Source organism: Archangium lipolyticum (assembly GCF_024623785.1).
GTDB lineage: Bacteria > Myxococcota > Myxococcia > Myxococcales > Myxococcaceae > Archangium > Archangium lipolyticum.
Genome location: NZ_JANKBZ010000002.1, coordinates 321,706 through 348,013, shown reverse-complemented (window position 1 = coordinate 348,013; position 26,308 = coordinate 321,706). Strand labels below are relative to the sequence as shown.

Annotated in this window: 24 protein-coding genes; 13 read left to right on the top strand and 11 right to left on the bottom strand. The window is 70.0% G+C overall.

Annotation, left to right across the window (positions count from 1 at the left end; translation table 11 throughout):
• Positions 1 to 4: 4 nt before the first annotated feature.
• The 3 genes from NR810_RS05090 (at position 5) to NR810_RS05080 (ending at position 4,583) form a co-directional block, all read left to right on the top strand.
• Complete coding sequence (locus tag NR810_RS05090; protein WP_257448498.1) at positions 5 to 2,536, top strand: TonB-dependent receptor domain-containing protein; 2,532 nt, start codon at positions 5 to 7, stop codon at positions 2,534 to 2,536.
• A complete protein-coding gene (locus NR810_RS05085; RefSeq protein ID WP_257448488.1) occupies positions 2,533 to 3,786 on the top strand; it encodes a hypothetical protein in 1,254 nt (417 codons plus the stop codon). Before NR810_RS05090 ends, NR810_RS05085 begins: the two co-directional genes overlap by 4 nt.
• A 266-nt stretch (positions 3,787 to 4,052) precedes the next feature.
• Positions 4,053 to 4,583, top strand: coding sequence for a response regulator (locus tag NR810_RS05080; protein WP_257448486.1), 531 nt, complete (start codon positions 4,053 to 4,055; stop codon positions 4,581 to 4,583).
• 49 nt (positions 4,584 to 4,632) lie between these two features.
• Here the strand turns inward: NR810_RS05080 and NR810_RS05075 are convergent, their stop codons facing one another.
• The 7 genes from NR810_RS05075 to NR810_RS05045 all read right to left on the bottom strand — a co-directional run bounded on the left by NR810_RS05075 (position 4,633) and on the right by NR810_RS05045 (position 12,444).
• The gene (locus tag NR810_RS05075; RefSeq protein ID WP_257448484.1) at positions 4,633 to 5,826 is read right to left on the bottom strand and encodes a cytochrome P450; all 1,194 of its coding nucleotides are present in this window, start codon (positions 5,824 to 5,826) and stop codon (positions 4,633 to 4,635) included.
• Between the two features lie 96 nt (positions 5,827 to 5,922).
• Positions 5,923 to 6,546 (bottom strand): protein-methionine-sulfoxide reductase heme-binding subunit MsrQ, encoded by a 624-nt coding sequence (locus NR810_RS05070; RefSeq protein ID WP_257448482.1) that lies wholly within the window; start codon positions 6,544 to 6,546, stop codon positions 5,923 to 5,925.
• 5 nt (positions 6,547 to 6,551) lie between these two features.
• The gene (gene msrP / locus NR810_RS05065; protein ID WP_257448480.1) at positions 6,552 to 7,541 is read right to left on the bottom strand and encodes a protein-methionine-sulfoxide reductase catalytic subunit MsrP; all 990 of its coding nucleotides are present in this window, start codon (positions 7,539 to 7,541) and stop codon (positions 6,552 to 6,554) included.
• Between the two features lie 33 nt (positions 7,542 to 7,574).
• Positions 7,575 to 8,324 carry a fatty acid desaturase gene (locus NR810_RS05060; protein WP_257448478.1) on the bottom strand — a complete coding sequence of 250 codons (750 nt, stop codon included), beginning with the start codon at positions 8,322 to 8,324 and terminating at the stop codon, positions 7,575 to 7,577.
• A 71-nt stretch (positions 8,325 to 8,395) separates the two neighbouring features.
• On the bottom strand, positions 8,396 to 10,108 hold the full coding sequence (locus tag NR810_RS05055; protein WP_257448476.1) for a dipeptidyl-peptidase 3 family protein: 1,713 nt from the start codon (positions 10,106 to 10,108) through the stop codon (positions 8,396 to 8,398).
• Positions 10,109 to 10,516: 408 nt separating this feature from the next.
• On the bottom strand, positions 10,517 to 11,110 hold the full coding sequence (locus NR810_RS05050; RefSeq protein WP_257448474.1) for a CPBP family intramembrane glutamic endopeptidase: 594 nt from the start codon (positions 11,108 to 11,110) through the stop codon (positions 10,517 to 10,519).
• A gap of 77 nt (positions 11,111 to 11,187) precedes the next feature.
• A complete protein-coding gene (locus NR810_RS05045; protein ID WP_257448472.1) occupies positions 11,188 to 12,444 on the bottom strand; it encodes an NAD(P)/FAD-dependent oxidoreductase in 1,257 nt (418 codons plus the stop codon).
• 200 nt (positions 12,445 to 12,644) lie between these two features.
• Between NR810_RS05045 and NR810_RS05040 the strand changes: the two genes are divergently transcribed.
• From NR810_RS05040 to NR810_RS04995, 10 genes are all read left to right on the top strand, one after another.
• A complete protein-coding gene (locus tag NR810_RS05040; RefSeq protein WP_257448470.1) occupies positions 12,645 to 12,800 on the top strand; it encodes a hypothetical protein in 156 nt (51 codons plus the stop codon).
• Between the two features lie 4 nt (positions 12,801 to 12,804).
• Positions 12,805 to 13,821, top strand: coding sequence for an anthranilate phosphoribosyltransferase (gene trpD / locus NR810_RS05035; RefSeq protein ID WP_257448468.1), 1,017 nt, complete (start codon positions 12,805 to 12,807; stop codon positions 13,819 to 13,821).
• Positions 13,818 to 14,657: an indole-3-glycerol phosphate synthase TrpC gene (locus tag NR810_RS05030; RefSeq protein ID WP_257448466.1), complete on the top strand. Its 840-nt coding sequence runs from the start codon at positions 13,818 to 13,820 to the stop codon at positions 14,655 to 14,657. Before trpD ends, NR810_RS05030 begins: the two co-directional genes overlap by 4 nt.
• On the top strand, positions 14,654 to 15,289 hold the full coding sequence (locus tag NR810_RS05025) for a phosphoribosylanthranilate isomerase (RefSeq protein ID WP_204225537.1): 636 nt from the start codon (positions 14,654 to 14,656) through the stop codon (positions 15,287 to 15,289). Before NR810_RS05030 ends, NR810_RS05025 begins: the two co-directional genes overlap by 4 nt.
• Positions 15,290 to 15,297: 8 nt before the next feature.
• A complete protein-coding gene (gene trpB, locus NR810_RS05020; protein WP_257448461.1) occupies positions 15,298 to 16,506 on the top strand; it encodes a tryptophan synthase subunit beta in 1,209 nt (402 codons plus the stop codon).
• A complete protein-coding gene (gene trpA / locus NR810_RS05015) occupies positions 16,503 to 17,294 on the top strand; it encodes a tryptophan synthase subunit alpha (protein ID WP_257448458.1) in 792 nt (263 codons plus the stop codon). Before trpB ends, trpA begins: the two co-directional genes overlap by 4 nt.
• Positions 17,295 to 17,417: 123 nt before the next feature.
• Positions 17,418 to 17,597 (top strand): hypothetical protein, encoded by a 180-nt coding sequence (locus NR810_RS05010; protein ID WP_257448456.1) that lies wholly within the window; start codon positions 17,418 to 17,420, stop codon positions 17,595 to 17,597.
• Positions 17,598 to 17,690: 93 nt separating this feature from the next.
• Positions 17,691 to 18,944: a radical SAM/SPASM domain-containing protein gene (locus NR810_RS05005; protein WP_257448454.1), complete on the top strand. Its 1,254-nt coding sequence runs from the start codon at positions 17,691 to 17,693 to the stop codon at positions 18,942 to 18,944.
• Positions 18,941 to 20,131, top strand: a complete 1,191-nt coding sequence (locus tag NR810_RS05000) for a lanthionine synthetase C family protein (RefSeq protein WP_257448452.1) — start codon at positions 18,941 to 18,943, stop codon at positions 20,129 to 20,131. The genes NR810_RS05005 and NR810_RS05000 overlap by 4 nt, the downstream gene beginning before the upstream one ends.
• Positions 20,128 to 23,391 carry a lantibiotic dehydratase gene (locus NR810_RS04995; protein WP_257448450.1) on the top strand — a complete coding sequence of 1,088 codons (3,264 nt, stop codon included), beginning with the start codon at positions 20,128 to 20,130 and terminating at the stop codon, positions 23,389 to 23,391. The genes NR810_RS05000 and NR810_RS04995 overlap by 4 nt, the downstream gene beginning before the upstream one ends.
• Positions 23,392 to 23,431: 40 nt before the next feature.
• On the opposite strand, the gene NR810_RS04990 is transcribed toward NR810_RS04995, so the two are convergent.
• Genes NR810_RS04990 through NR810_RS04975 form a run of 4 tightly spaced genes read right to left on the bottom strand, consistent with a single transcriptional unit; the run spans position 23,432 to position 26,242 of the window.
• Entirely contained in the window at positions 23,432 to 24,238 is an 807-nt protein-coding gene (locus NR810_RS04990) for a hypothetical protein (RefSeq protein WP_257448448.1), read from the bottom strand.
• 10 nt (positions 24,239 to 24,248) lie between these two features.
• Entirely contained in the window at positions 24,249 to 24,938 is a 690-nt protein-coding gene (locus NR810_RS04985; RefSeq protein WP_257448446.1) for a hypothetical protein, read from the bottom strand.
• 57 nt (positions 24,939 to 24,995) lie between these two features.
• Complete coding sequence (locus tag NR810_RS04980) at positions 24,996 to 25,325, bottom strand: winged helix DNA-binding domain-containing protein (protein WP_257448444.1); 330 nt, start codon at positions 25,323 to 25,325, stop codon at positions 24,996 to 24,998.
• Positions 25,322 to 26,242: a sigma-70 family RNA polymerase sigma factor gene (locus NR810_RS04975; RefSeq protein ID WP_257448442.1), complete on the bottom strand. Its 921-nt coding sequence runs from the start codon at positions 26,240 to 26,242 to the stop codon at positions 25,322 to 25,324. Before NR810_RS04975 ends, NR810_RS04980 begins: the two co-directional genes overlap by 4 nt.
• Positions 26,243 to 26,308: the final 66 nt, after the last annotated feature.

Here is a 26,308-nt window from a genome sequence, read left to right as displayed (position 1 = left end):
TGTGATGAACCCGACCGCCTTGAAGCGAGCGGGCGCCCTCGCGCTGGTGCTGTACGCGGGGACTGCCCTCGGCGACGCGCGCCTGGAGGCCCGCCGTCATTTCCGTAACGGCATGAGCCTCATTGCCCAGGGGAAGTACGACCAGGGCATCGCCGAGTTGCAGGAAGCGTACGCCATCAAGCCCCACCCCAACGTCCTCTACAACATCGCCCGCGCCTACCAGGACGCGGGCCGGGTGCCCGAGGCGGTGGACTTCTACAGGCGCTACCTCGCCACCAACCCGCCGGACTCGGCTCCGGTGAGGACCGCGCTGGCGGGCCTCGAGGAGAAGCTGCGGGCCAGCGAGGCGGCGGCGTCCTCCGAGGATCCGGCGAAGAAGTCCGGACTGCCTCCCATGCCGCCCCCGCCCGGTACCGAGGCGGCGAAGTCCCTGGCGGTGCTCGTCGAGCGGCTGGAGAAGGCCATCGCCCGCGCCGAGGCCCTGCCCTCCGCGCCCACCGCGTCCGCCCCGGGGCAGGCCGCGCCGGGCACGACCGCGACCGATGGCACCGGTACCGCGGTCGCCGCCTCCGACGAGGACGCGGGCGCGGTGCCCTACGAGGAGCGCGTGGTGACGGCCAGCCGCCGCGCGCAGTCCTCGCTGGAGGCGCCCAACGCCACCAGCGTCATCACCTCCGAGGACATCCGCCTCTCCGGCGCCACCAGCCTGCCGGAGTTGCTGCGCCGGGTGCCGGGCGCGGAAGTGATGATGATGGGCCAGGGCAGCGCCAACCTGTCGCTGCGCGGCTTCAACCAGCGCATCGCTAACAAGGTGCTGGTGCTGGTGGACGGCCGCACCGAGTACCAGGACTTCCTGGGCATGACCATCTGGTCGTCCATCCCGGTGGAGTTGGAGGACATCGAGCGCATCGAGGTCATCCGCGGCCCGGGCAGCGCGCTGTACGGCGCCAACGCGATGCTGGGCGTGGTCAACATCATCACCCGCGCTCCGGGCACCGGCCCGCGCGCGCGCTTCCAGGGCCACTTCGGCAACGGCAACACCGCGGGCGGCAGCTTCGTGAGCCACGGCGGCACGGGGGCGCTGCGCTACCGCGCCTCGGCGGCGTACTCGCAGGCGGACAAGTGGAGCCGCGACTTCGCGGCCGGCCGGCCCGACATGGCCGTGACGGATCCCCAACCCGACCTGGCCCTCCGCAGCGCGCGCGGCACCCTGTCCACCGTCTACCAGTTCCGCTCGGGCAATGAGCTGGGCCTGTCCGGCGGCGTCAACCGCCTCTACACCGAAGCCTACCCCCTGGGTCTGCTGCGCAACTACTACCTGGATGGGGTGAACGCCTTCGTCAAGGCGGACGCGGGCCTGGGCCCGCTCAAGGTGAAGGCCTTCTGGAACCACATGTCGGCGGACGTGGGGCCGCAGTACGAGGCCCTGGGGCAGCGCTCGCTGGCCACGCGCGTCTCCTCCAACCTCTTCAACGGAGAGGTGCTCTTCAGCAGGGGCTTCCACCTGCTGGGTGAGCACCAGGTGAACCTGGGCGTGGAGGGCCGCCTCAAGCGCGTGGCCTGGAACTACCTCGGCCCGCTGCGCCAGGAGTTCCACGCCGCGGCCTTCGTCCAGGACGAGTGGCGCATCGCGAAGCCCTTCCGCGTGCTGGCCTCCTACCGCGTGGACCGGCACCCGCTGCTGGATGGCGGCAAGCCGGGCCTGGCCCACTCGCCGCGCGTGTCCGCCCTCTTCATGCCCTTCGAGGGGCACGCCTTCCGCGCCAGCGCCGCCTCGGCCTTCCGCGAGCCCACGTTCCTCGAGAGCTACACGGGCCTGCGCATCCCCCTGCCCGGGGTGAATGGCGCCAGCGCGCTCACCAGCGGCAACATGGCGCTCAAGCCGGAGCGGCTCGTGGCCTTCGAGCTGGGCTACCGCGGCGAGGCCCCCGCGCTCGGCATGGACTGGGACGTGGCGCTCTACCAGAACACGGTGAGGGACCTCATCGGCCTGTCCGCCGTGGAGCGGCTGCCGGCGGGCGAGTCCTGGGACGCGGCCACGGGCACCTACCTGCTGGGCCGCTCCTTCTTCCAGAACGAGGCGGCCGTCTACACCGCTCGCGGCGCCGAGGCCGGCGTGACGCTGGCCCCGGTGGATGGCCTCGGCATCAAGGCCAGCGCCGCCTTCCAGCAGGTGGCGGCCGAGGGTGAGGAGGGGCTGTGCGGCCCCTGCAGCCAGGCCCCCCAGTTCAAGCTGTACGGCGGCGTCACCTACCGCACGCGCTCGGCGCTGGAGCTGGGCGTGGACGCGGCCTGGACGTCCTCCACCACCTGGGTGGAGCGTGAGCCCGCGGCGCAGGACCCCACGAGCATCGAGCCCCTGGCCAACCCGCTGCCCGCCTACGCCATCATCAACGCCCGCGTGGGCTACACGCCGGTGAAGGACCGGGTGTCCGTGGCGCTGGTGGGCTCCAACCTGGGCCCCACGCACGCCCAGCACCCCTTCGGCAACCGCGTCGAGCGCCGCGTGCTCGCCATCCTGACGGTGACCCCATGAGCTCCTTCCGCCAGAAGACGCTGACGGGCCTGGCCCTCGCGTCCCTGCTCGCCCTCGGCTGCGAGCCCCCGCCCGTGCTGCCCACGGCGGACCGCCGCCAGAACCAGCAGCTCTCGCGCATCGAGGGCCACGTGGTGGTGCAGAGCCGCGCCCGCGGCAACGCCATCGTCCTGCTCTACGACGCGGACCGTCCGCCTCCGCCCCAGGGCTCGGGCCGCCCGCTGACCTTCACCGTCATTCCCGCCGAGCGCCTCTTCGGGCCGGCCCTGGCGGACACGGCCAGCTCCGGCCCCTTCACCGCGCCCTTCTCCCTCAGCCTGGTGGGGCCGGGGCGCTACGTGCTGCGCGGCTTCATCGACGCGGACACGTGCCGCACCGGCGCGCAGCCCTGCCATGGCTCGGACTTCATCCCCTGGTACACCGTCACCGGCGAGCCCAACGCCGGAGACGTGGGCGGTGCCTCGGTGGACGCCGCCACCCAGGCCCCTCGCGTGGTGGAGGTGGCCGCGGGCCCGGACGGCGCCCTCCAGGCCGTCACCGGTGTCAGCGTGAGCTTCAGCGACTCGGCCCGCGTGCCCACGGACCGGCCCGCCTTCCAGGTCATGAGCGAGCCCCGCTTCGACCCGACGCTCGGTCCCAAGCGGCTGGACTTGAAGCCCCTGCCGCTCCAGGAGGGCGTGGTGGACCAGCGGCCCGCCGCCTTCCTCCTGCACTACGCGGACAGCGACAAGAACGGCGTCGCCGATGACACCAACGGCGACGGCCAGCCGGACCTCTGGCCGCGCGTGCTGGTGCGCAAGCTGGCCGACGGCGAGAACCTCACCGGCACGGCGGCGCTCGCCGACGAGAACGACCTCGACCGCGACGGCGTCCTCGATGACCAGGGCGCGGACTACCCCCGGGCCGATGGGACGGCCGACGGACTGCCGGACCAGGTGGTGCTCAACGCGGTGCTGGAGCCGGACCCCGCGGCGCAGGACGCCCTGCGCAAGGCCGATGGCACGCCGAAGCTGGATGCCCTCGTACCGGTGACTTCACTGCGGGTGCAGGTGGCTCCCAAGGCCCTCGATGTGCGCGATCCACTCCATCCGGTGGCCCTCAAGTCGGTGCCTCGCGGACGCTACGCCCTCACGCTCGTCCAGCTCACCGGGCAGACGTGGCGCGTGCCCAACGAGCTGTCCCCCGCCGTGGCCCCCGCGCTCGGGCTGCCCTCCGTGGCGAGCCAGTCCTTCGTGCTCGAGGTGCCGTGAAAACGGCTCATCCCTGCTGAACGAAAATCTCCTGTTTCGAGGTCTACGCCGCTTTGACTTCAAGCTGTGGGTCGTCCAACATACCCACTGTCCAGCAGGACAGCGCGCGGGGGGGGACAGTGCAGGGAGACTCTCCAATGAAGCCGGCAACGGTTGTGCCCGAAGCAGCGGCGAATGCATCGCCCCGAACCCCGTCGGCTCCCTCCGAGCCAACGCGGCCGTCCGTTGCGTCCAGCACCACTCCAGCGCGGCCACCCGTGGCGCCCATGACGCCGGCGCATACGCCCATCCCGCTCGCCGAGACGACGCCCCGTCCCTTCGGCTCGCTCAACGCCGAGGCGGCCAAGGCCTTCGCGGCCGCCAGCGCCTCCGAGTCGCGGCCCTTCGCCCGCCCGACGCCCAACGTGCAGCCGCAGCGCGTGCTGCTGGTGGATGACAGCCGCTCCATCCGCACGCTGCTGAAGATCTACCTGATGGCGCGCTCCTTCGAATACATCGAGGCGGAGTCGGCCGAGGCGGCGCTGGACGTGCTGAAGACGCAGACGGTGGACCTCATCCTCACCGACTTCCACATGGACGGGATGAACGGCGCGGACTTCGCGGCGTCGGTGCGCGCCAACCGCGACGTGAAGGTGTCCAAGATTCCCATCCTGATGATGACGGGCGACGCCAACGCGGCCGAGGTGCGCAACAAGGGCCAGAAGGCGGGCATCAACGCCTTCGTGCGCAAGCCGGTGAGCTGTGCCCAGCTGATGACGCTGGTGGACACCATCCTCCCGCCGCCGAAGAAGGTCTGAGCGGGCCGCTCCCGCCTCCCCTCGAAGGAGGAGGCGGGCCGCGCCCACCTCAGGCGGCGTGGAAGCGCATGGGCATCACCACGGGACCGCGGACCGTCATGGAGCGGTTCCACACGATGGGCTCCGGGTCCCTCGAGAAGCCCGAGAAGCGGTCGAGCAGCGTCTCCAGGCCGATGCGCGCCTCCATCCGGGCCAGCTGCGAGCCCAGGCAGAAGTGGATGCCGTACCCGAAGGACAGGTGATTCTGACCCGTGCGCTCGGGGTCGAAGCGCTCGCCATCGGGGAAGTGCTCCTCGTCCCGGCCGGCGGCGGCCAGCAACACGAGGACGCGGGTGCCCTTGGGCAGAGGAACCCCTCCCAGCTCCGTATCGGCGGTGGTGTGCCGCGGCACGGAATGGACGGGGGGCTCGTAGCGCAGCACCTCCTCGAGGAGCTGGGGGATGAGGGATCTGTTCGCGCGCACGCGGGCCAGGACGTCCGGGTGCTCCGCCAGCAGCCGCACCGAGTGGTTCAACAGGTGGACCGTCGTCTCCAGCCCGGCCACCAGCAGCAGGAAGAGGAAGCTGTGCACCTCCGCCTCGGTGAGGGCCTCGCTTCCCGTCTGCGCGCGGAGCAGCTCGCTCACCAGGTCCTCACGCGGCTCGCGGCGCCGCAGCTCCAGCACCTCGGAGACGTACCGCTCGAACTCCGCCACCGTGTCGCGCACCTGCGCCTGCTTCGCGAGGTCATCCGGAGCCGTGCCGGTGATGCTGGTGAGGTCGTCCGTCCAGCGCTTGAACCGGGGCCGCAGCGACGCATCCAGCCCGAGCAGTTCTCCGATGACGCTGGCGGGCAGGGCCGAGTTGAAGGCGTCGATGACATCCACCGTGCGCCCGGAGGGAAGCGCGGCGGCGAACGACTCGGCATAGGCGCGCACGCGCGGCTCCCACCGGGCGAGGGCCGCGGTGCCGAAGACGCGGTTGACGAGGGCCCGCAGCCGGGTGTGGTTCGGCGGATCCATGCAGATCATCGAGTCCGCGAACGGGTTGTGTCCGAGCCAGGCCGGCCTGACGGCCCTGCCGAAGCCCTCGGAGGAGTAGAGCAGGGGGTTCTTCATCACCGTCATGACGTCCGCGTACCGGGTGACGGCCCACATGCCACCTGGGTCCACCTGGCTCAGGTGACGGTTGCGCCGCAGCTCGGCGTAGACGGGGTACGGGTTGGCGCGGACATCGGGCGCCAGCAGGTTGAACCTGTTGCTCATCGAGAGGGTCTCCGGGCTGGGTGGAGCGAGCGAAGCTCCCCGCTCCCCACACGGAGTCTAGAGGGGACGAGGGTCCGGAGTCGCGCCCCCCTGCCCTCACACGGCCGAGACGGGAGCCCCCGGCCGCGCCCGCCGCTTGCGCAGGGCCTCGGCCACGCGGATGGCGAAGAGCAGCGCCAGCACACCGCCATACACGAGGGGCTCGGTGACATCCTTCTTCACGCGCCAGAAGAAGTGCACCACGCCCAGTGAAGCCGCCACGTAGGACAGCCGGTGAAGCCGCTGCCAGGTGGGGAAGCCCAGGCGGCGCACCATGCGGTTCGTGCTGGTGACGGCCAGGGGCACGAGCAGCACCAGCGCGAGGAAGCCCACGGTGATGAAGGGCCGCTTCGCGATGTCCTCGAGGATGGTGCCGAGCGCCAATCCCTGATCCACCACCACGTACGTGAGGAAGTGCAGCACGGCGTAGGCGAAGCCCAGCAGGCCGAGCAGCTTGCGCACGCGCATGGGCCACGTCCACCCGGACACCACCTTCAGCGGCGTGCACGCGAGCGAGGCCACCAGGAGGATGAGGGCGAGCATCCCCGTCTGGTTGAGCACGCGCTCGATGGGATTGGCCCCGAGGGTGTCCCGCGCGAGCTGGAGCGCCAGGATGGCGAGCGGGGAGAGGCCGCCCACGAGGACGGCGGGCTTGAGCCAGGGGAGCGGGGGCGAGGCCATGGGCGTCAGAAGTTGCGGCGCAGGTCCAGGCCCGAGTAGAGGCTGGCCACCTGCTCGGCGTAGCCGTTGAAGGGGAGCGTGGGCCGGCGGCGGAGCTCGCCGATGCGGCGCTCGGTGGCCTGGCTCCAGCGCGGGTGGTCCACCTCGGGATTCACGTTGGCGAAGAAGCCGTACTCCCGGGGGTTGGACTTGTTCCAGGTGGTGGGCGGCTGCTGCTCGGTGAGGGTGATGCGGACGATGGACTTGATGCCCTTGAAGCCGTACTTCCACGGCACCACCAGCCGCAGGGGCGCGCCGTTCTGGTTGGGCAGGACGCGGCCGTAGAGACCCACCGCGAGCATCGTGAGGGGATGCAGGGCCTCGTCCAGACGCAGCCCCTCGACGTACGGCCAATCGAGCACGGCGGTGCGCTGGCCGGGCATCTGCTTGGGGTCCTTCAACGTGGTGAAGGCGACGTACTTCGCCTTGCTGGTGGGCTCCACGCGGCGCAGCAGGCCCGCCAGGGGGAAGCCCATCCACGGAATCACCATGGACCAGGCCTCCACGCAGCGCATGCGGTAGACGCGGTCCTCGAGCGGGAACCAGGACTGGAGGGTGTCGATGTCCACCGTCTGCGGCTTGTGCACCTCGCCGTCGATGACGACGGTCCAGGGCCGCGGCTTGAGGACGTGGGCGTTCTCCGCGGGGTCGCCCTTGTCGAGGCCGAACTCGTAGAAGTTGTTGTACGTGGTGACGTCGTCGTACGAGGTGGGGGTCTCGTCGGTGTCATACGGGCCCCGGGGCTTCTTCCTGGGGGCCTCGCCCGGAGCGGCCGGAGCGGAGGGCAGACCACCGTCCGTGCCCGAGGGCCTGCCGCTGAGCAGTTGCAGGCCGCCGCCCACACCCGTGGCGGTGCCGGTGAAGAGGACGGCGCTCTTGAGGAACTCACGCCGGCGCAGGTACAGCGACTCGGAAGTGATTTCGGAGCTCGGGGGCTCGGGCACCTTCTTGCTCATGATACCCACCATAACGCCCGAGCCGGAATCCGGTTACATCCGGGCGGGAGACTCGGAAGGACGGGCCCCGGCGCGGACGCGGGCATCGCGCATCGTCCACAGGCGCCACCAGGGAGTGGAGGGAGATTCGTGGTGCTCCCAGTGGTAGCCGAAGAAGTAGCAGGAGAGCATGGCCCACAGGTGGTTGCGCGGCAGGGAGCGCGCGTGGTGGGGGGCCATGTCGGGGGTGTCTGGGCGGCGGTGGGGCAGGAAGGTGCCGAAGTAGAAGAGCTGCACGGTGCCGATCATCGCGGGCACCACCCAGAAGGCGAGGATGCGCCACTGGGCCACTCCGAGGAGCAGCAACAGGTTGAACTTGGCCGCCATGACGAGCAGCTGGGGCCAGGTGGTGTAGCGCACCATGAAGGTGGCGAACCACGGCCAGAAGGACTGGGTGCGGGTGGAGAAGTCGGGGTCGTCCGGGCCGGTGGGGTCGATGTGGTGGGCGCGGTGGTTGACGACCAGACGACGGTAGGAGAGCCCGGCGAAGAGGAAGCAGGCGGCCGTGCCCACGGTCTGGTTCACCCACCGGTGGCGGCTCACCGTGCCGTGCATGGCGTCATGACCAGTGATGAACAAACCGGTGCTCAGGTACGCCTGCAGGGCGATGTGGAGCCAGGTGAGCGGCGAGGCGAGGGACAGGTCGGCCGCCGCCAACAACCAGACGAGATGACCCAGCCACGCGCCGAGCACGGTGAGCGCGATGAGGACACCCCAGGGACCGCGAGGAACGTGGCTGCGCATTCGCCTCATCTCTCATCACGCCCGGGCCGCCGCGCACGGGAAAACGCACGCGGCGGACGAGCGGACGACGATTACTTCTTCGCGGGCTGGGAGGCCTCGGCCGCGAGCTTCTCGGCGGTGACGTAGCGCGGATCGATGTCCACGGGGACCTTCTCGAGCTTGTCGAGGACGCGCTTCACCTCGGGACGCACCACGCCCATCTTCTCGAGCAGCGACTCGGCGGCGGCGCGGTTGCCGGCGGCCTGAAGCTCCATGAGCTGCTTCGTCAGGGAGGTGACGGACTCGCGGATCTTCCCCGGCACCACGGAGAAGGTGCCGTCCTTGTTCACCACCACGGCGCCGGTATCGAGGAAGTGGTTGAGCTGCAGCGCGATGCCCTTGCCGTGGGCCTCGTTGATGCCGAAGCGGATGGAGCGGAACGCGGAGGCGAGGAAGGTGGTGTACATGGTGCGCTCCATCTCCTTGCCGATGACGCCCTTGTCCACCAGGCGCTGGAGGGCCCAGAGGCCGGAGACGTCCGCCTTGGCCTCTTCGATGGCGCTAGAGGACGCCTGGAGCGCCTGACGCACCGTGGTCTGCTTGCCCTCGAGGGTGATGTTGTGGGGCCCGAGCCCGTGCATCAGCTCGTGCATGAGGATGTGGGTGAAGAAGGCATCGAAGGCGACGTCCTTGCGATCCTTGGCGGGGAGGGCCACCTGGGTGATGGGCATGAGCACCCGGTTGAACTTGGCCTCCTGGACGTTCTTGAGCATGACGCGCTTGGTGCCCTTCTCGGCGGCGACACGCTCGTCATTCGGGAGGTTGAAGGCGGCGGTCTGCACGCCGCGGTTGGCGTCACCGGAGGAGAAGATGCTGTTGATGACGCGGATGGGCGCGAGGGCACCCAGCTTGGGGTTGCGCAGCTTCGGATCGATGGGGAGGTTGTTCTCCAGGTCCTGCAGCTCGCCGCTGAACTTCGCGAGCTTCTGCGTCTCCGCGTCATCGCGCAGACCGACGAAGGCCTCGAAGGCGGCCTTGTAGTTGAACCACTCGTCCTCGTAGACCTCATAGGGGCCGACGGTGGGCTCGATGCTGGCGTCGAGCTCCATCCAGGCCACCTCGCTCGGGTAGTAGTCGTTGCTGAGGAAGGCGTCGGCGCGCTTGGAGAGGAAGGACTTCAGGGTGGGCTGGGTGGTGAGCTCCGAGGCCTCGCGCAGCAGTCGGGCGGCCTGGGCGAGCTCGCCCTGGTACTCGATGCTGTAGGGGACGGAGACGAACTTGCCGGCGGGGTCGCGGCGGATGGTGGTGAAGAAGCCGGTGGCCTCGCGCTGCTGGGCCTCGGGGAGGGACTTCACCCAGGCCTCGATATCGGCCTTGGAGGCGCCGGCCGGGTAGAAGTTGCCCTCGGGGGGCTTGGAGGGGACACCGGGGATGAAGGGGGCGTTGTGGTCGAGCCGGGACCAGGGGCCCTTGTTGAGGAGGAAGGAGTGGAGACGCTCGCGGCCGAGCGGCGAGGTGTCCTCGATGAGGTCGAGCAGGAGGGTCTCATTGCCGGCCCAGACCTGGCGGAGGAAGAGGGGGTCCATGATCTTCGCGGCCTGGACGATCTTCGCGAGGGCTCGGCGCTCGTTGTCGGGGAGCTTGGAGATGTCGGCCTGGATGTCGACGGGGGCGAAGCGAGCCGTCATGCGCTGGAGCTCGGGAGCGGTGGGCATACGGGAGGAGGCGGGCTGAGCCTCTGCGGCGCTGGCGGAGCCCGAGAAGAGCATCGCGGCGGCGGCGAGGGAGAGGAGTTTGCGTGTCATGGGGGCCCCTTTTAGCCGAAGCCATCGGGCATGCCAGCGAGCACCACACCCCTCTCCCTCCGGGAGAGGGACGGGGTGAGGGTATCGAACATCCCGGGTTGAGTCGGTGTGCGCCCCCTCTCCCTCTGGGAGAGGGCTGGGGTGAGGGTCTACGCCGGACCAGCCCCGTGCACACAGTAGAGATTCGTGATGTCTGAGGACCTGGTCTCATCCTCATAGGAAGACGTTCGATGTTGGATCCCGCGACACGACAGCACCGCAGACGCATCTCTCGTGAATCGGGCATCGAGATTCACACGTACGATTTCCTCATCGATGCGTGCACCCGATTGATTCCGGGTGGGTAGCTCCGTGCCCATGGAGCACCCGGCTGAGTCCCACGCAAAGGCTCTCAACCTCGTCACAACCTCACACGGCCGGCAACAAGATGACGATGAGCACGTCCCACAGCGAGTGACTCACCCACGAGGCCGCGAGGCTGCGGCGCCACTCGGCGAGCAGCCCCCACGCGAGGGACGTGGGGAACGCCGCGAGGGCCAGCAGCGGCTCACGGAAGGCCAGCAGCGCGAGGCTCGACAGCACCGCCGCCACCACCGTGCACCCCACCCTCCCGAGCCTCGGTCGCAATGCCTGCTGCACCACGCCTCGCCAGAACAGTTCCTCGGCTGGGGCAATCACCAACGCCAGTGCCAGCCCCGCCCCCACCGAGCCCGTTCCGAAACGGGCGTAGACGCCCATCAAAGGCTCGCACAGGAAGTTCGAGAAGCCTCCGCACAGCGCCCACAGGACGGCTCGCGCACCGACGTACAGCACTCCCGCGAGCGCCACGCCCCACAGCAGGTCCGCTCTCCTCGGGCGGAGACGCTGTCTTCCCTCGTTGCCCAGCGCCTTCCACGACAGTGCGTTCCAGACCGCGCAGTAGAGCGTGGCCCAGGCGAAGAAGTGCGGCGGGTGCTCGTGCACCAGCGCGGTCCAGAAGACCAGGGCCACTCCGGTGGCCACGAGCCAACCCCAGTGACTTCTACCCTCACCCCGTCCCTCTCCCAGAGGGAGAGGGGTATTTGCTCTCACAGGAGGACTCATGGCAGCGCTACATCCCGGTCTCTCAGCAACGCCTCCGCCGCTCGTCTCCCCGACACCATCGCTCCGTCGATCGACCCGTTCTCCCGGTAGTCTCCACACGCGTACAGCCCCGGTGACATCCTCACCCTCCGGTGCGGCTCCTCGAGCAGCTCGGGTTGTTGCGCCGGCAGCGCGTGCGGAATCGCGTACGTGCGCAGGTGCCTCCACTTCGCCACCTCTCCGCCGAACCACTCCGTGAGCTGCTCGCGCACCCGCCTCTCCAGTTCCTCCGAGTCCTCCGCCGTCTCCAGCACCGACACGGACACCAGCGCCTGCCCCTCCGGCGCGTACGAGGGCGCCACCTCGCTCATCACCGCGAGGTTGTTCACCGGCCCCCTCCCCTCCCCGTTCAGCACCAGGTAGGGGCCTCGCACCGGCGGCTCCGGCGCCGCGAAGTACAGGCACGTCACCGCGTTCATCTTCCTCGGCGGCATGCCGAGCAGCAGCTCCTCCGCCGCGGGCGCGTCCGTGGCCACCACCACCGCGTCCGCTTCCATCACCGTCCCCGACGCCAGCTTCACCCGGTGGCCCCAGACCTCCTCCACCGGCGAATTCAGCTTCACCACCCCGAACGGGAACTTCGCGGCGAGCTGCTCCGCCAGCGCCCCCATTCCCTTCGCCGGCACCGCCGTGGCCCCCGTGGCGAACATCCGGAAGACGAACTCCAGCATCCGGCTCGACGTGCTCAGCTCCTTCTCCAGGAACACGCCCCCGAAGAAGGGCCGGAAGAAGGCGTCCACCATCTCCTCGGAGAACCCCACGTCGCGCAGGTACGTCAGCGATGTCCGCTGCCTCCGGTGGAACACGTCCTCCACCGAGCCCGCCAGCGACTGCTGCCGCAAGTCGAGAACGTGCAACTTGTCGGCGAACGAGCCCACCTTGTTGAAGGCGTGCGCCGCCGCTTGCAGCGGCCGGCGGAGCGGATCCGCCACCTGGTGCAGCTTCCCCTCGCGCCACACCAGCGCTCCCGGGAAGAAGCGCTGGAAGTCGAGCGCCTCGTAGTCCAGCCAGCGCTGGGGCTCCGGGTAGGCCGTGAGGAAGACCTGGAAGCCCCTGTCCAGCCGGAAGCCGTCCACCACGTCCGTGCGCGCCCGGCCCCCTACTCCGTCGCTCGCCTCCAGCACCCGCACCTTCGCCTTGGCCTGATGCAGCACCCTCGCGCACGTCAGCCCGGCCAGCCCCGCCCCCACCACGATGACGTCCGGACCCGCCAAGCCGTACCCTCCGTAAAAGTGAAAATTCCCGTCCTGCATTGATTCCCGGACACCACCCGGCGAGACTCGCCGGGAATACGGGAAGACGTGGACACCTTTCTTCACTGAAAAGCGTCCCGCCTTCTTCTACTAAAGGCACTGCCTCAAACCGACCGCCTTCTCTTCCCCAGGCGGCGGAATACTTCGGAGACCCGCAAGCCATGTTGATCGTGATGCGACCGGATGCGACGGCCCAGGACATCGAGCGTGTAAACGACGAGATCCGCCGTCGCGGCTGGCAACCGCACGACAAGGTGATGGCCGAGGTGGGCGCGGTGGCCGCCGTCCTGGGCCGCGACGTGGCGCGACTGGAGTAGACACATGACGCTCAAGGAAGCGCTGGGCAGGGTAGTGGGCCGGCGAGATCTGACTCGCGAGGAGATGGTCCAGATCATGGGCCTGATGCTCGCGGGAGAGGCGACGCCTGCCCAGGTGGGCGCGTTCGCGGTCGCGTTGCGCATGAAGGGAGAGACCGAGGAGGAGATCCTCGGCGCGGCGGAGGCCATGCGGGCCTGCGCCACGCGCATCCACCCCAGGGCCGAGGTGGTGCTGGACACCTGCGGCACCGGCGGCGATGGGGCGCACACCTTCAACATCTCCACGGCCGTGGCCTTCGTGGCCGCGGGCGCGGGGGTGACAGTGGCCAAGCATGGCAACCGCGCGGTGTCCTCGCGATGCGGCAGCTCGGACGTCTTGGCCGCGCTGGGCGTGGGCATGGACCGGTCGCACGAGCAGGTGACACGCGACGTGGACGAGCACGGCGTGGGCTTCCTCTTCGCGCCCTCACACCACAGCGCCTTGCGGCACGTGGCGCCGGCGCGGCGTGAGATCGGCCTGCACACGGTGTTCAACCTGCTGGGTCCGCTGACCAACCCGGCGGGGGCGCGCTACCAGCTGCTCGGCACCTTCGCGGGCGAGCGGCTGGAGCAGACGGCGCGCGTCCTCTACAGGCTGGGCAGCAAGCGGGCCTGGGTGGTGCATGGCCACGACGGGCTGGACGAAATCTCCCCGTGCACGACCACGGACGTGGCGGAGCTGCGCGAGGACGGCTCGGTGAGGCGCTTCTCCATCACCCCGGAGGACGCGGGGCTGGAGCGGGTGCCGCCCGAGTCCATCGTCGGCGGGGACGTGGAGGACAACGCGCGGCGCTTCAAGACGCTGCTGGCCGGAGAGCGCTCGGGGGTGCGCACGGCGGTGCTGCTCAACGCGGCGGCGGCGCTCGTGGTGGTGGGCAAGGCGACGAACCTCAAGGAGGGCGTGCAGCGAGCGGTGGAGGCCATCGACTCGGGCACGGCGGCGGCCAAGCTGCAGGCCCTGGTGAAGGGAGGCGCGACATGAGCAAGCCCACTACCCCTCTCCCTCCGGGAGAGGGACGGGGTGAGGGTACCTCGGGCCCCGAGTCCGACAAGCTGGCGGCCATCTTCGCGCGCAAGCGCCGGGAGCTCGCCGCGCGCAAGCCCCTGGTGGCCACCACCCCGCGCCCCCCATCCCGGGACTTCGCGGCGGCGCTCACCCGGCACCGGCCCGACCTGCCAGTCAACGTCATCGCCGAGGTCAAACGCCGCAGCCCCTCGGGCGGGAACTTCCCGCACCATGACCTGGTGGCGGTGGCAAAGGCATACGAGGCCGCCGGAGCGAGCGCCATCAGCGTGCTCACGGACGACGTGGACTTCGGAGGCTGCCTCGACGACCTGCTCCAGGTGCGCGCGGCCATCTCGCTGCCGGTGCTGCGCAAGGACTTCCTGGTGGCACCGCAGGAGGTGGAGGAGAGCGCGGCCATGGGCGCGGACGCGGTGCTGCTCATCGCGGACGCGCTGGAGGACGGGCCACTGGCGGAGATGGTGGCCGCGGCGAAGGCCTGCCGGGTGGCGGCGCTGGTGGAGGCCCATACGCAGGAGCACGCCGAGCGCGCGCTGAAGGCGGGCGCGGAGCTGGTGGGCATCAACAACCGGAACCTGGCCACGCTGCGCACGGACGTCTCCACGGCGCTCCGGGTGATTCCGTCGCTGCGCAGCCGGGCGAAGGCGCTGGTGGCGGAGAGCGGGCTCAAGACGCGCGAGGACTTCGCGGCGGCACGGGCCGCGGGAGCCGACGCGGTGCTGGTGGGCGAGTCCCTGCTGCGCGACGCGGAGCCGGGCCGGGCGCTGGCGCGGCTGCTCGCGGGTGGGCCGTGAGCACCCGGGTCAAGATCTGTGGCGTCACGCGCGTGGAGGACGCGCGGCGGGCGTGGGCCGAGGGCGCGGACGCGTTGGGGCTCAACTTCTACCCGCGCTCGCCCCGGTACGTGACGGCGGAGGTGGCGGCGGAGCTGGCGCGCACGCGGCCAGCGCTGGGCTCGGTGGTGGGCGTGTTCGTCAACGAGTCACCGGACGTCATCCGCGCGCGGGTGCGCGAGTGCGGGCTGACGGCGGTGCAGCTGCACGGTGACGAGCCGCCCGAGGCCTGCGCGGGCTACGGCGTGCCGGTCATCAAGGCGATGCGGGTGCGCGGCCCCGAGGACGTGGAGAAGGCCCGCACCTACGTGGGCGCGGGCGACGTGGCGGCGCTGCTGCTGGACGGAGCGGCGCCGGGCTACGGGGGCGGAGGCGTGGGGTTCGACTGGTCGCTGGTGGCACGGCTCGCGGACGCGGGCGTGCCGGTGCTGGTGGCCGGAGGGCTCAACCCGGACAATGTGAGAGAGGCCGTGCGGGCCACCCGGCCCTACGGCGTGGATGTGGCGAGCGGGGTGGAAGTCAGCCCCGGCATCAAGGATGCGGACGCGGTGCGTGCCTTCGTGCGCGCCGCGAAGACCGCGCTTTGGGAGTGACACGAACCATGGAAACGCAAACCGCCCCTGGCCGCTTCGGGCGTTATGGCGGCCGTTATGTGCCGGAGACGCTGGTCCCGGCGCTGCTGGAGTTGGAGCAGGCGTATGCCGAGGCCCGGAGGGATCCGGCCTTCGACGAGCAGGTGTCGCAGGTGCTGCGCGAGTACGTCGGGCGCGAGACGCCGCTGACGCCCGCGCGCAGGCTCACCGAGCTGTGGGGTGGGGCCGAGGTGTGGCTCAAGCGGGAGGATCTCGCGCACACGGGTGCCCACAAAATCAACAACACCATCGGCCAGGTGCTGCTGGCGAAGCGGATGGGCAAGAAGCGCATCATCGCGGAGACGGGCGCGGGCCAGCACGGCGTGGCCACCGCCACCGCGTGTGCGCTGTTCGGCCTGCCCTGCGAGGTGTTCATGGGCGCGGTGGACGTGGAGCGCCAGTCGCTCAACGTCTTCCGCATGAAGGCGCTGGGGGCCAGGGTGCACCCGGTGGAGTCGGGCTCGCGCACCCTCAAGGACGCGATGAACGAGGCCATGCGCATCTGGGTGTCGCAGGTGGAGGACACCTACTACGTCATCGGCAGCGCGGCCGGTCCGCACCCCTACCCCACCATCGTCCGCGACTTCCAGTCCGTCATCGGCCGGGAGATCCGCACGCAGTCGCTGGTGGCCTTTGGCAGGCTGCCGGACGCCGTCATCGCGTGCATCGGCGGCGGCTCGAACGCCATCGGCGCGCTCCACCCCTTCGTCGAGGACAAGCAGGTGCGGCTGGTGGGCGTGGAGGCCGGTGGCCACGGCCTGGACTCGGGCCAGCACGGCGCGTCCCTGACGCTGGGCACCGAGGGCGTGCTGCACGGCTCGCGCTCGCTGGTGCTGCAGGACGAGAACGGGCAGATCATCGAGGCCCACTCCATCTCCGCGGGCCTGGACTACCCGGGCGTGGGGCCGGAGCTGGCGCACCTGGCGAAGACGGGCCGCATCGAGGTGCGCACCGCCACGGACGACGAGGCACTTCAGGCCTTCTACCTGGTGTCCCGTACCGAGGGCATCCTGCCCGCGCTGGAGTCCTCGCACGCCTTCGCGCGCGCGGGGGACCTGGCGCGCGAGCTGGGCAAGGGCAAGCACCTGGTCGTCAACTGCTCGGGCCGCGGTGACAAGGACGTGGCCACCATCGCGGCGCGCGGGATTCCCGCCGCCATCGGTCAGGAGGGAGCATGAGCGGGGAGATCGCGGAGGCGTTCGCCCGGGCGAAGGCCCGCGGTGAGGGCACGCTGGTGGCGTACGCCATGGCGGGGGATCCGGACCTTCCCCGCTCGGTGGACGTGTTCGCCGCGTGCGTGGAGGGTGGCGCGGACATCCTGGAGATTGGTGTCGCGTTCAGCGATCCCATCGCCGACGGCCCCGTCATCCAGGGCGCGTCCGAGCGGGCCCTGAAGGCTGGCTCCACGCTCAAGCGGGTGCTGGACGAGGTGGTGCCGGCGGTGCGCGCGCGCTGCCCCCAGACGCCGCTGGTCATCATGACGTACGTCAACGTCGTCATGGCCATGGGCGAGGAACGCTACGCGAAGCTGGCGCGGGAGCGCGGTGTGTCGGGCACCATCCTGCCGGACCTGCCGCCCGAGGAGAGCGCGAGCCTCCGCGCGGCCTTCGACAAGGAGGGGCTGGAGCTCATCCCGCTGTGCGCCCCCACCACGTCGCCGGCCCGCGCCGGGTCCATCGCGAAGGACGCGCGGGGCTTCGTCTACTGCGTGTCGGTGGCGGGCGTGACGGGCATGCGCTCGGAGCTGCCCGCCAACCTCTCCGAGCGGCTGGAGCTGGTGCGGCGCCTGTCGCCCGTGCCCGTGGTGGCGGGCTTCGGCATCTCCAGCGCGGAGCAGGCCCGGGTGGTGGGCGCCCACGCGGATGGCGTGGTGGTGGGCAGCGCCATCGTCCGCGCGGCACAGGCCGATGGACCCGCGGCGGCCCGTCAGGTGTGCGCCGACATCAAGCGCGGCCTCAAGCGCTGAACCGTGCCGGGTGGGGCCTTGTGGGGGGCCCCGCCTTTCTCCCCTTTCGGATTAGAGGGGTTTGACTCAGCGAGAAGTGGACGCTTACGCTGGGCATTCCCCTTTCACACAGGAGAGCGGCACATGAACAAGACCGAGAAGAAGCCGGTGTTCCCGCGGACCGAGGTGGTGGATCGCCAGAAGGAGCGCGCGCGCAAGCTGCTGGATCTGGACAAGGAGTCCCTCGAGACGGTTCGCGGCGGCGCGGCGCGTTACGGCCTGCCCCCGACCGAGCTCGAGCTGTGCTTCCCCACCGGCAAGTAGCCCCTCCGTACCGGCTGTCCTGAACCGCCCTCAGCCTCCTCGACGACCTTGGCACCTCCAGAGACCAGCGTTTCACAGCCCGAACCCGCGCCCATGCGACGCCGCCGCACGGCGTACGCCGTGTGGGAGCTGACCCTCAAGTGCAACCTCGCCTGCAACCACTGTGGTTCGCGGGCAGGGAGCCAGCGGGAGAACGAGCTGACGACGGACGAGGCGTTGGATCTGGCGCGGCAGCTCGCCGAGGTCGGCATCACCGAGGTGACCATCGAGGGCGGTGAGGCCTTCCTGAGGCCCGATTGGTTGCAGATCGCGCAGGCCATCACCTCCCATGGGATGACCTGCTCGATGACCACGGGCGGTTACGGCATCTCGCGCGAAACGGCGCGCAAGATGAAGGAGGCGGGCATCAACCAGGTGTCCGTCTCCGTGGATGGGCTGCAGGCCACGCACGATCGGATCCGCGGCCGGGACGGCTCGTTCTTCTTCTGCTTCCAGAGCTTCCGTCACTTCCGTGACGTGGGCCTGCTGTACACGGCCAACACCCAGGTGAACCGCTTGTCCGCGCCGGAGCTGCCCCAGCTCTACGAGCGCCTGCGGGACGCGGGGGTCAAGGGCTGGCAGATCCAACTCACCTCGGCCATGGGCAACGGTGGGGACAACATCTGGATGCTGCTCCAGCCGGCCGAGCTGGATGCCTTCTACCGGACGCTGGCGCGGGTGGCCCTGCGCGCGCAGGCGGAGGGCGTCATCGCCGTGCAGCCGGCCAACGACATCGGCTACTTCGGTCCGTACGACGACACCATCTTCGCCAAGAGCCCGGGGCAGATCTGGACGGGCTGCATGGCCGGCATCTCCGTGCTGGGCATCCACGCCGACGGCTCCATCAAGGGCTGCCCCACCCTGCCGGCGGAGTACATCGGCGGCAACATCCGCAAGCAGCCGCTCAGTGAGATCCTCCAGTCGCGCGAGCTGACCTTCAACACCACCGCCGGCACGGATGAGGGCGCCGCCCATATGTGGGGCTTCTGCGGAAGCTGCCGCTATGCCGAGGTGTGCCGGGGCGGCTGCAGCCAGATGGCCAGCGTCCTCTTCAACCGGCGCGGCAACAACCCGTACTGCCACTCCCGCACGCTCGAGCAGGCCCGGCGCGGAGTGCGCGAGCGGGTGGTGCGCGACGTCCCCGCTCCCGGCCAACCGTTCGACCATGGCGTGCTCCGCCTCGTGGAGGAGCCCGTGGACGCCCCCTGGCCCGAGGGCGATGAGCTGCACTTCACCTACGACCGCGTGCAATGGCCCGCCGGGTGGGAAGCCTGGCCGGTGCCCGAGCCCAAGCGCTCCGTGGCGTGAAGCAGTGGACGCCCATCCTCGAGGGCACGCGGGCTGAGCGGGCCCTGGCCTTTCTCCAGGCCGTGGCCGAGGCGTTCGACGCTCCGGCGCCCGAGAACCGTGCGCGCTCCGCCACCTGCGTCGTGAGGAGCCAGCAGGCGCTGTGGTGGAACTACCTCGCGCGCGCCTACCCGGACGAGGGCCACGAAGAGCGGCGGGATGCGTGCCTCGACGAGGCCATCGATACGCTCCGCTCGGCTGGCCTGGGCCCGGGGCTCCACGAGGGCCTCACCGGCGTAGCCTGGGTGGTGGAACACACCTGGGGGCAGGAGTCCCAGGAGGTCGACCTCAACGCGAACATCGACGGCGTGCTGCTGGAGACGCTCGCCGTGCCGCGCTGGGAGCGGAAGTACGATCTCATCTCCGGCCTCGTCGGCCTGGGCGTCTACGGCCTCGAGCGGCACCGGCGCCCGCGGGGGCACGCCCTGGTGCGGCGGGTGTTCGAACACCTGCGCGCGCTCGCCGAGCCCCAGCCAGAAGGATGGAGCTTCCGGACGCCTCCGCAGCTGCTCTCGCCCGAGCGCCAGTCACGCTACCCGGAGGGGTGTGTGGACCTCGGGGTCGCGCATGGTGTGCCAGGGGTCATCGGCTTCCTGGCGCGGGCGCGGAGCTTCGGCGTGGGCGGCGAGGAAGGACACCAACTGTTGGAGGGGTGCGTGCGCTGGCTCCTCGCGCAGCGCTTCTCGGAGGGAGAGGCACCCGGTGACTTTCCGGCCCTCCTCGCGCCCGGAGCGCCCCGCGAGCCCGCGCGCAGCGCCTGGTGTTATGGGAACCCGGGCGTCGCCGTCACGCTGCTGCTGGCCGCGCGTCACCTGGGGGAGCCCTCCTGGGAAGAGGCGGCGCTCGCGGGAGCCCGCCGTGCCGCCACCCTCGCTCCCGAGAAGACCGGCGTCGTCGATGCGTTCCTCTGCCACGGCGCGGCCGGACTGGGACACCTCTACAACCGCCTGTATCAGGCCACGAACGAGGCCCTGTTCCTCGATGCGGCGCGGAACTGGTTCGACCGGGCGCTCGACCTGTGCGGGCCCGAGGTGCCGAGGGAAGAGCGCCTGCTGATGGGGGCCACGGGACTCGGACTGACCCTGCTCTCGGCCGTCACGTCGGTGGAGCCCGAATGGGACAGGCTGCTGCTGATGGACATTCCATGAGGAACGCCTCCGCTTGCGCCCGGCCCGCGGGCTTCTTCGTTCTCCGGACTCCCCTGCTTCCCTTCGACGAGCTGGTGCGCTGGGGAGAGGCTCTCTCTGGCGTGACGGCGCTCGCCGAGCCGGAACGGCTGGGGGATGCACTGGCCGCGGACAGGGCCCTGCTGCGCGCCCGGCTCGCGGCGCTCGTGGACCGGCCCGAGGTGCGCGAGGCGCTCTTCATCGCCTCTCCCGGCCTGGAGGCGCATCTGGCGCGCTGGCGCGAGGCGGCGGACAGCAGGTCCGGCCTCCAGGTGGAGCGCGCCCTGGTGCGCTACGTCCAGCGCATGGCGGCCCGGGCGACGCCCTTCGGCCTCTTCAGCGGCAGCTCGAGCGGAAGGCTGGGAGCCGACACGCGGCTTTCGCTCGCCGGGCACGCGGACTACCAGCGCCGGACACGGCTCGACATGGGCCTGCTCGTGGTGCTCTCCGAGTCCCTCGCGCGGGAGCCAGCACAGAGGGAGCGCCTCACCTGGCGGCCCAATTCGAGCATCTACCGCGCCGCCGGCCAGCTCCGCTTCTCCGAGGTGCTCCCGAGCACATCGGGCCAGGAGGGGCGTGCCTACCGCGCCACCTCGCTGACGCCCTCGGAGTACCTCGAGCTCACGCTGGAGAAGGCCCGGCACGGCGTGCGTCGCGGCGCGCTCGCCGAGGCCCTCGCCGCGCACGACCCCGACATCGACCTGGAGGACGCGGAACAGTTCATCGACAAGCTCATCGACAGCCAGGTACTGGTGCCGGACCTCGAGCCGCCGGTGACCGGCATCGACCCGGCCCTGGCGCTCGTCCAGGCGCTCCGCGGCGGGCCACCGCTCGAGTCCGGCACCGACGCGGCGGCCGTGCTCGAGGAGACCCGGGTGGCGCTGGAGGCCCTCGACCGGGAGGGACTCGGTGTCCCCCCCGTGCGGTACCACGCCGCCACGAGGCCGCTGGAAGCCCTGCCGGTGCCCACGGGCGGGCAGCCCGTGTTCCAGGTGGACCTGATGAAGCCGGTGCGGGAGGCGCGGCTGGGCCCGGGCGTCCTCGAGGAGGCGCTCGCGGCCGTCGAGCTCCTGCACCGCATCTCCCCGCGCCAGGACGATGCCCTGCGGCGCTTTCGCACGGCCTTTCGCGAGCGCTACGAGCGGCGCGAGGTGCCCCTCCTGGAGGTGCTCGACGCGGAGTCCGGCATTGGCTTCCCAGACGATGGAGAGGCCCCGGCCCTCGAGGCCGCGCCACTGTTGTCGGGGTTGGAGCTCGACGGGGAGGAGGAGAGCCCCACCACGCCCTGGGAGGAGCGCCACACCTTCCTCCAGCGCAAGTTGCATGACGTCCTGCGCTCGGGCGCGTCCGAGCTGGTGCTGGAACCCGAGGACCTCCAGGTCCTGGAGCAGAAGGGGCGGCTGCCGCTGCCGGCGGCCTTCTCCATGGTGGCCACGCTCGCCGCCGCCTCCGAGGCCGCGGTGGATGGAGGGGAGTTCCGCCTCTGCGTGCACTCGGTGAACGGTCCCTCGGGAGCCAACGTGCTCGCCCGCTTCTGCCATGCCGATGCGGGCCTAGCCGACCACGTCCGGGCGCTGCTCCGGGCCGAGGAGGCCCACCATCCCGAGGCCCTTCACGCGGAGCTCGCCCACCTCCCGGAGGGACACGTGGGCAACGTCCTGCTCCGGCCCCTGCTGCGCGAACACGAGATTCCGTTCCTCGGCCGCTCCGGTGCGCCAGAGGAGCAGCGGATTCCGCTCAGCGAGTTGCTCGTGTCCGTGGTGGGTGAGCGGGTGGTCCTCCGTTCCGCGAGGCTCGGCCGCGAAGTCCTCCCGCGCCTCACCACCACGCACAACGTCAAACGAGGCCTCCCGGTCTACCGGTTCCTGGGCGCGCTGCAGGGACAGGGTGTGGCCGCGAACCTCCGCTGGCGCTGGGGACCGTTGGAGGGCGCGCCCTACCTGCCAAGGGTCGTCTCGGGGCGGCTCGTGCTCTCCCTGGCGCGCTGGTGGCTGCCGGAGCAGACGCTGCGCATGCTGGGCTCCACGAGCGGCGAGCCCCTCTTCCGAGCCGTCCAGGCGCTGCGCCAGCAGCTGCGGCTCCCCCGGTACGTCGCCCTCGAGGAGAACGACCAGCGCCTTCCCGTCGATCTCGACAATCTCCTGAGCATCGAGGCGTTCGCCCAGCGGGCCAGGGGGTTGAGCCAGGCACGGCTGGTCGAGCTGTTCCCCGGACCGGATGCGCTCCCCGTGCAGGGGCCGGAAGGACGCTTCGTCCACGAGCTGGTCATTCCGTTCGTCCGCACGCCGGAGCCCGCCCGGACCGCTCGCGAGGTGCCGGTTTCGGCGCGGGTTCCCGCGCCCAGCCTCCCGCGCCTGTTTCCTCCCGGCTCGGAGTGGCTCTATGTGAAGCTCTCCTGCGGCCCGGTCACCGCGGATCGCGTCCTTCGCACCGTGGTGGCGCCGCTGGTGGAGGACGTCCTGGGCTCAGGCGCGGCCGATGGCTGGTTCTTCATCCGTTACAGGGACCCTGAGTGGCACCTGCGCCTGCGCTTCCACGGAGAGCCCCGGCGGCTCCTGGGCGAGGTGCTTCCCGCGCTCCACGAGGCCACCGCGCCACTGCTCGCCGATGGCCGGCTCTGGCGCGTCCAGCTCGATACCTACCAGCGTGAGGTGGAGCGCTACGGCGGCGAGACGGGCATCCTCCTCGCCGAGCAGCTCTTCCAGCTCGACAGCGAGGCGGTGCTGGCGCTCCTCTCCAGCCTGGGAGGAGCCGTGAGCTCACCATGGCGCTGGCGGCTCGCGTTGAGAGCCATTGATGCGCTCTGGGAGTCGCTCGGGCTCGACATGGCCGCACGCGGCGAACTGGCCCGGAAGCTCCGGGAGGGCCTCTGGCGGCAGCTCCGTCCCAAGGCCGCACTGGAGCACCAGCTCGGCGCCCGCTACCGACAGGAGCGCACGGAGCTCGAGCGCCTCTTCACGCCCGGGCCCCTCGAGAGGCATCCGCTCACGCCCGCGATGGACATCCTCCGCCACCGCTCCGAGCGGATGGCCCCCATCGCGGCGGCGCTCCGCGAGGCGGAGACTTCGGGCCGGTTGGGCGTGCGCCTTCCCGAGTTGGCGGCAGCCTTCGCCCATATGCAGACGAATCGACTCCTGCGCGCGGCGGGGGCGCGGGAGGAGCTCGTCTTCTACGACTTCCTCTCGCGCCTGTACGCCTCGCAACTGGCGCGTGGGGCCCGGAGAGAGACACCGGACGAGTGAGCCGCTGCGGGGAGGCCATTGAGTGCCTTGTCGAGCAGCATCATCCGCGATCCAGACGCACGGCTATCGGCCGCACCGACGCTCCCCTCACCTTCTCCGCGGCCAGCGCCTGGACCACGTCCTGTGAAACCAGGACCCTCCTATGTGCCGACGCTCCACTGCCGAAATACTCCCGGGTCTTCACCATCCGGACTGAAGGCTCATTCGCGGGTGGAGGAAAGGCACCTCGTGTCACAGGGAGGAACTTCACGCGGCCACAGCGTGCACACCGCTCCGCAGTGAGCCCCTCCACTCCTACACCCACTTCCTCCCGGACGACGAGCTGTACCACCGTCTTCAGCTCGGCGCCCTTCGCGTCGAGAACGGGCCGGCAACCGATTCCGTTCGGATGGAAGACAGTGCGCCAGACCTCCGGCATCACGAAGAACTCGTCGAAGACCCAGTGGAGTTGAAGGATGCCGTTGCGGCCCCACTTCGGCTCGGACTTCATCTGGAAGGGAGCCTTCTGCTTCAATCCAATGCCACACTGCTCACAGAAATCCGACACCTCGAAGGTAGCTTCCCGGTAGCCAAGGCGACCCTCGTCCGGCTGCGGGTATCCGTGGTGCCAGTCCGGCTCCAGTGCGAACCATCGCGCATCGCCAAGTTCCTTCTTCGAGAACTTCGTGCTGACGATGTCAACAGCCCCTCTCCTGGCTATCCACTGTTGTAGAGCAGGCCACGCATCGAAGGATTCGTCGACCTCGAAGGTCACCAGCCCGCTCGCCCCCACGACGACGCCCATGGCCGCCAATTCGCTACGAATCTCGGGCGTTGAAGAGATGGAGACGCGATGGATGATCTGCATCGTCTGCCTCCTACAACCCAAGGGCTTTCAAGACTTCGGGCGAGCGTGAGTAGATCTGCCTCGCTGCGTCGAGCACCTGCTGCCGCGTGGCGCTCACAGTGCCCTGGCCGTAGGGGATGACTTGGCGCCACGCGTTCGTGAATGCTTGATGTTCGGCCGGCGTCACTGCGATCGCGAGCATCTTCCGCGCGTCCTGCCCCATCAAGCTCGCGAACCTCTGCTCGATCAAGTGATGTGCCCGTAAACCGGATCCCAGGAGGATGCTCCGTAATTCTCCGTACGGCTTGATTCCAAACTCGGCAGCCCGCGACAGATTTCCGAATGCACTTGTCGCGCCCCGCGCAGCAAGCTCGACTGGCTTTGACACAGGCGGTAAAGCAGCCGCGTTCGCAGCCGATGTCTGACTCAGCACCCGCAGCGTATCGGCCATCCCCTGGTAGTACTGGCCACTGATTTCCTCCTGAGCGTCATCAAGTTCGTCGGTGCCGAAATTGGCCGGCATCGGAATTCCCGGCGCGGCCTCCTGGAAGAGAGCTCGCCGCTCCGCAGGCGACATCTCCGAGAGTTCTCCCGCCGTAACACGATCCAGAGCGCGCGGTGCGGCCCCGGAGGAAGTGGTGTCATCGCTGGCAGCGGCCATTGGCGACAGAAGCAGCACGAGCCACGCGGCGAGCACGCGTACCAAGGTAGAGAGCATCATGGATGGCGGCAGCCTATGCGGGCAGAGTGCATGAGGACCAGGACTTTGTAGTTCCACCTACTCCAAAGGGTCGAATCCGCACGTCGTGACTCTCCGCGTCGCTGGCGGCGAAAGCAGCAGCTTGCCCAGCTCCGCGCTGGTGCGCGGCTGTTCCTCAAGCAGGGCACAACCCACGGCCACTACCTCGTGGGCATCCAGCCCCTCGAACCGACGCCCGTAGGATCCGTTGTGAAGACGCTCCAGGACCGGCTGCGGCACCGGGCGCAACTTCAGGAAGTCACGCGCGGTGACCAAATGCAGCGTCCCGCGCATCAGGGCCGAGCGCACCACGCGCCGCTCCTCCATCAAGCGGCCGAGTGAAGCACGCTTGCTCCTCCTGGAGCTCACTTCCGGGCCTGCGCGTCCTCCTCGCCGAAAATCAGGCTGATGCCCAGCTCGAGCTGGCTGTCCAGGGCCGCCAGGAAGCTCTGGAAGTCGCGCGCGGAGAGCCCCAGCCGCGCCTGCAGCCGACGCCGGGTCTCGTTGAAGACCGTCTGCCGCACGCCCTTCAACCAGCGAGAGACCGTGGACTGGTTCACGCGAAACAGCGCTCCCAGCTCGACCGTCGACAGCTGGTCCACGATGTGGAGCCTCAGCAGGTGCCGCTCATCCATGGACAGCGTGGAGAAGGCCTCGCGGACGGCCTGGCGGAACTCGGCGTGATGGCGCCGCCGGATGAGGTCCAACTCCACATCCCCCGGCGCTGGAAGCGACTCGAGCACCTCCACCACGCCCTCGTCAGGCGCGGGCTTGTCCAGGGCACACACCCTGAGGGCAATACGCACCGCGGTGATTCGCACCCAGCTCAACAACGAACCCTGGCCCGTGTAGTCGTTGAGCCGGGGCGGCCCCTCGGGCGTGTGGACCAGCAGCTTCACCCGTGTCAGCTGGCAGACCTCGTCAATGCTTGCCGCTGGCTGCCTCAAATATCCAAGCAGCCCTGGCAGCCTCGACAGGTAGTGCCTGTCAAAGGCCTCGGTGGCCTTGGCAATACCCTGCACACATGCACACGCGAGATAGAGCTCCGGCAAGGACAGCTGTTCGAGCCGTGACACGAGCTGCCCCTCGGAGCCCGTCTCGGGCAGCCGCTCGGCCAGGTGCCGGATGAACTTCTCGGCGGGCAGCTCCACCTCTGGCCACGGTGCACGGACATCCTCCCACACGCGACGCAGCAGCCCCTCCAGTGCGTCTGCCTCCACGGACGCATCGAGGCGCCCTCTCGCGTGGGTGAGGAACGTGGCGACCAGTTCCGGCGGTTGTGTCATGCTCCACAGCCTACCACTCCGCCTCGCATCGCCATGAGCCGAGTTCCCGCGGAACAACCCTCGGGC

Bases quoted from the DNA above. Each gene is read 5' to 3' on its own strand.
- NR810_RS05085 (WP_257448488.1), top strand. From the start codon at position 2,533: ATGAGCTCCTTCCGCCAGAAGACGCTGACGGGCCTGGCCCTCGCGTCC.
- NR810_RS05075 (WP_257448484.1), bottom strand. From the start codon at position 5,826: ATGAGCAACAGGTTCAACCTGCTGGCGCCCGATGTCCGCGCCAACCCG.
- NR810_RS04975 (WP_257448442.1), bottom strand. From the start codon at position 26,242: ATGACACAACCGCCGGAACTGGTCGCCACGTTCCTCACCCACGCGAGA.
- NR810_RS04995 (WP_257448450.1), top strand. From the start codon at position 20,128: ATGAGGAACGCCTCCGCTTGCGCCCGGCCCGCGGGCTTCTTCGTTCTC.
- NR810_RS04990 (WP_257448448.1), bottom strand. From the start codon at position 24,238: ATGCAGATCATCCATCGCGTCTCCATCTCTTCAACGCCCGAGATTCGT.
- trpA (WP_257448458.1), top strand. From the start codon at position 16,503: ATGAGCGGGGAGATCGCGGAGGCGTTCGCCCGGGCGAAGGCCCGCGGT.
- NR810_RS05080 (WP_257448486.1), top strand. From the start codon at position 4,053: ATGACGCCGGCGCATACGCCCATCCCGCTCGCCGAGACGACGCCCCGT.
- trpB (WP_257448461.1), top strand. From the start codon at position 15,298: ATGGAAACGCAAACCGCCCCTGGCCGCTTCGGGCGTTATGGCGGCCGT.
- NR810_RS05005 (WP_257448454.1), top strand. From the start codon at position 17,691: ATGCGACGCCGCCGCACGGCGTACGCCGTGTGGGAGCTGACCCTCAAG.
- NR810_RS05090 (WP_257448498.1), top strand. From the start codon at position 5: ATGAACCCGACCGCCTTGAAGCGAGCGGGCGCCCTCGCGCTGGTGCTG.
- msrP (WP_257448480.1), bottom strand. From the start codon at position 7,541: ATGAGCAAGAAGGTGCCCGAGCCCCCGAGCTCCGAAATCACTTCCGAG.
- NR810_RS05055 (WP_257448476.1), bottom strand. From the start codon at position 10,108: ATGACACGCAAACTCCTCTCCCTCGCCGCCGCCGCGATGCTCTTCTCG.
- NR810_RS05030 (WP_257448466.1), top strand. From the start codon at position 13,818: ATGAGCAAGCCCACTACCCCTCTCCCTCCGGGAGAGGGACGGGGTGAG.
- NR810_RS05040 (WP_257448470.1), top strand. From the start codon at position 12,645: ATGTTGATCGTGATGCGACCGGATGCGACGGCCCAGGACATCGAGCGT.
- NR810_RS05010 (WP_257448456.1), top strand. From the start codon at position 17,418: ATGAACAAGACCGAGAAGAAGCCGGTGTTCCCGCGGACCGAGGTGGTG.
- NR810_RS04985 (WP_257448446.1), bottom strand. From the start codon at position 24,938: ATGATGCTCTCTACCTTGGTACGCGTGCTCGCCGCGTGGCTCGTGCTG.
- NR810_RS05070 (WP_257448482.1), bottom strand. From the start codon at position 6,546: ATGGCCTCGCCCCCGCTCCCCTGGCTCAAGCCCGCCGTCCTCGTGGGC.
- trpD (WP_257448468.1), top strand. From the start codon at position 12,805: ATGACGCTCAAGGAAGCGCTGGGCAGGGTAGTGGGCCGGCGAGATCTG.
- NR810_RS05060 (WP_257448478.1), bottom strand. From the start codon at position 8,324: ATGCGCAGCCACGTTCCTCGCGGTCCCTGGGGTGTCCTCATCGCGCTC.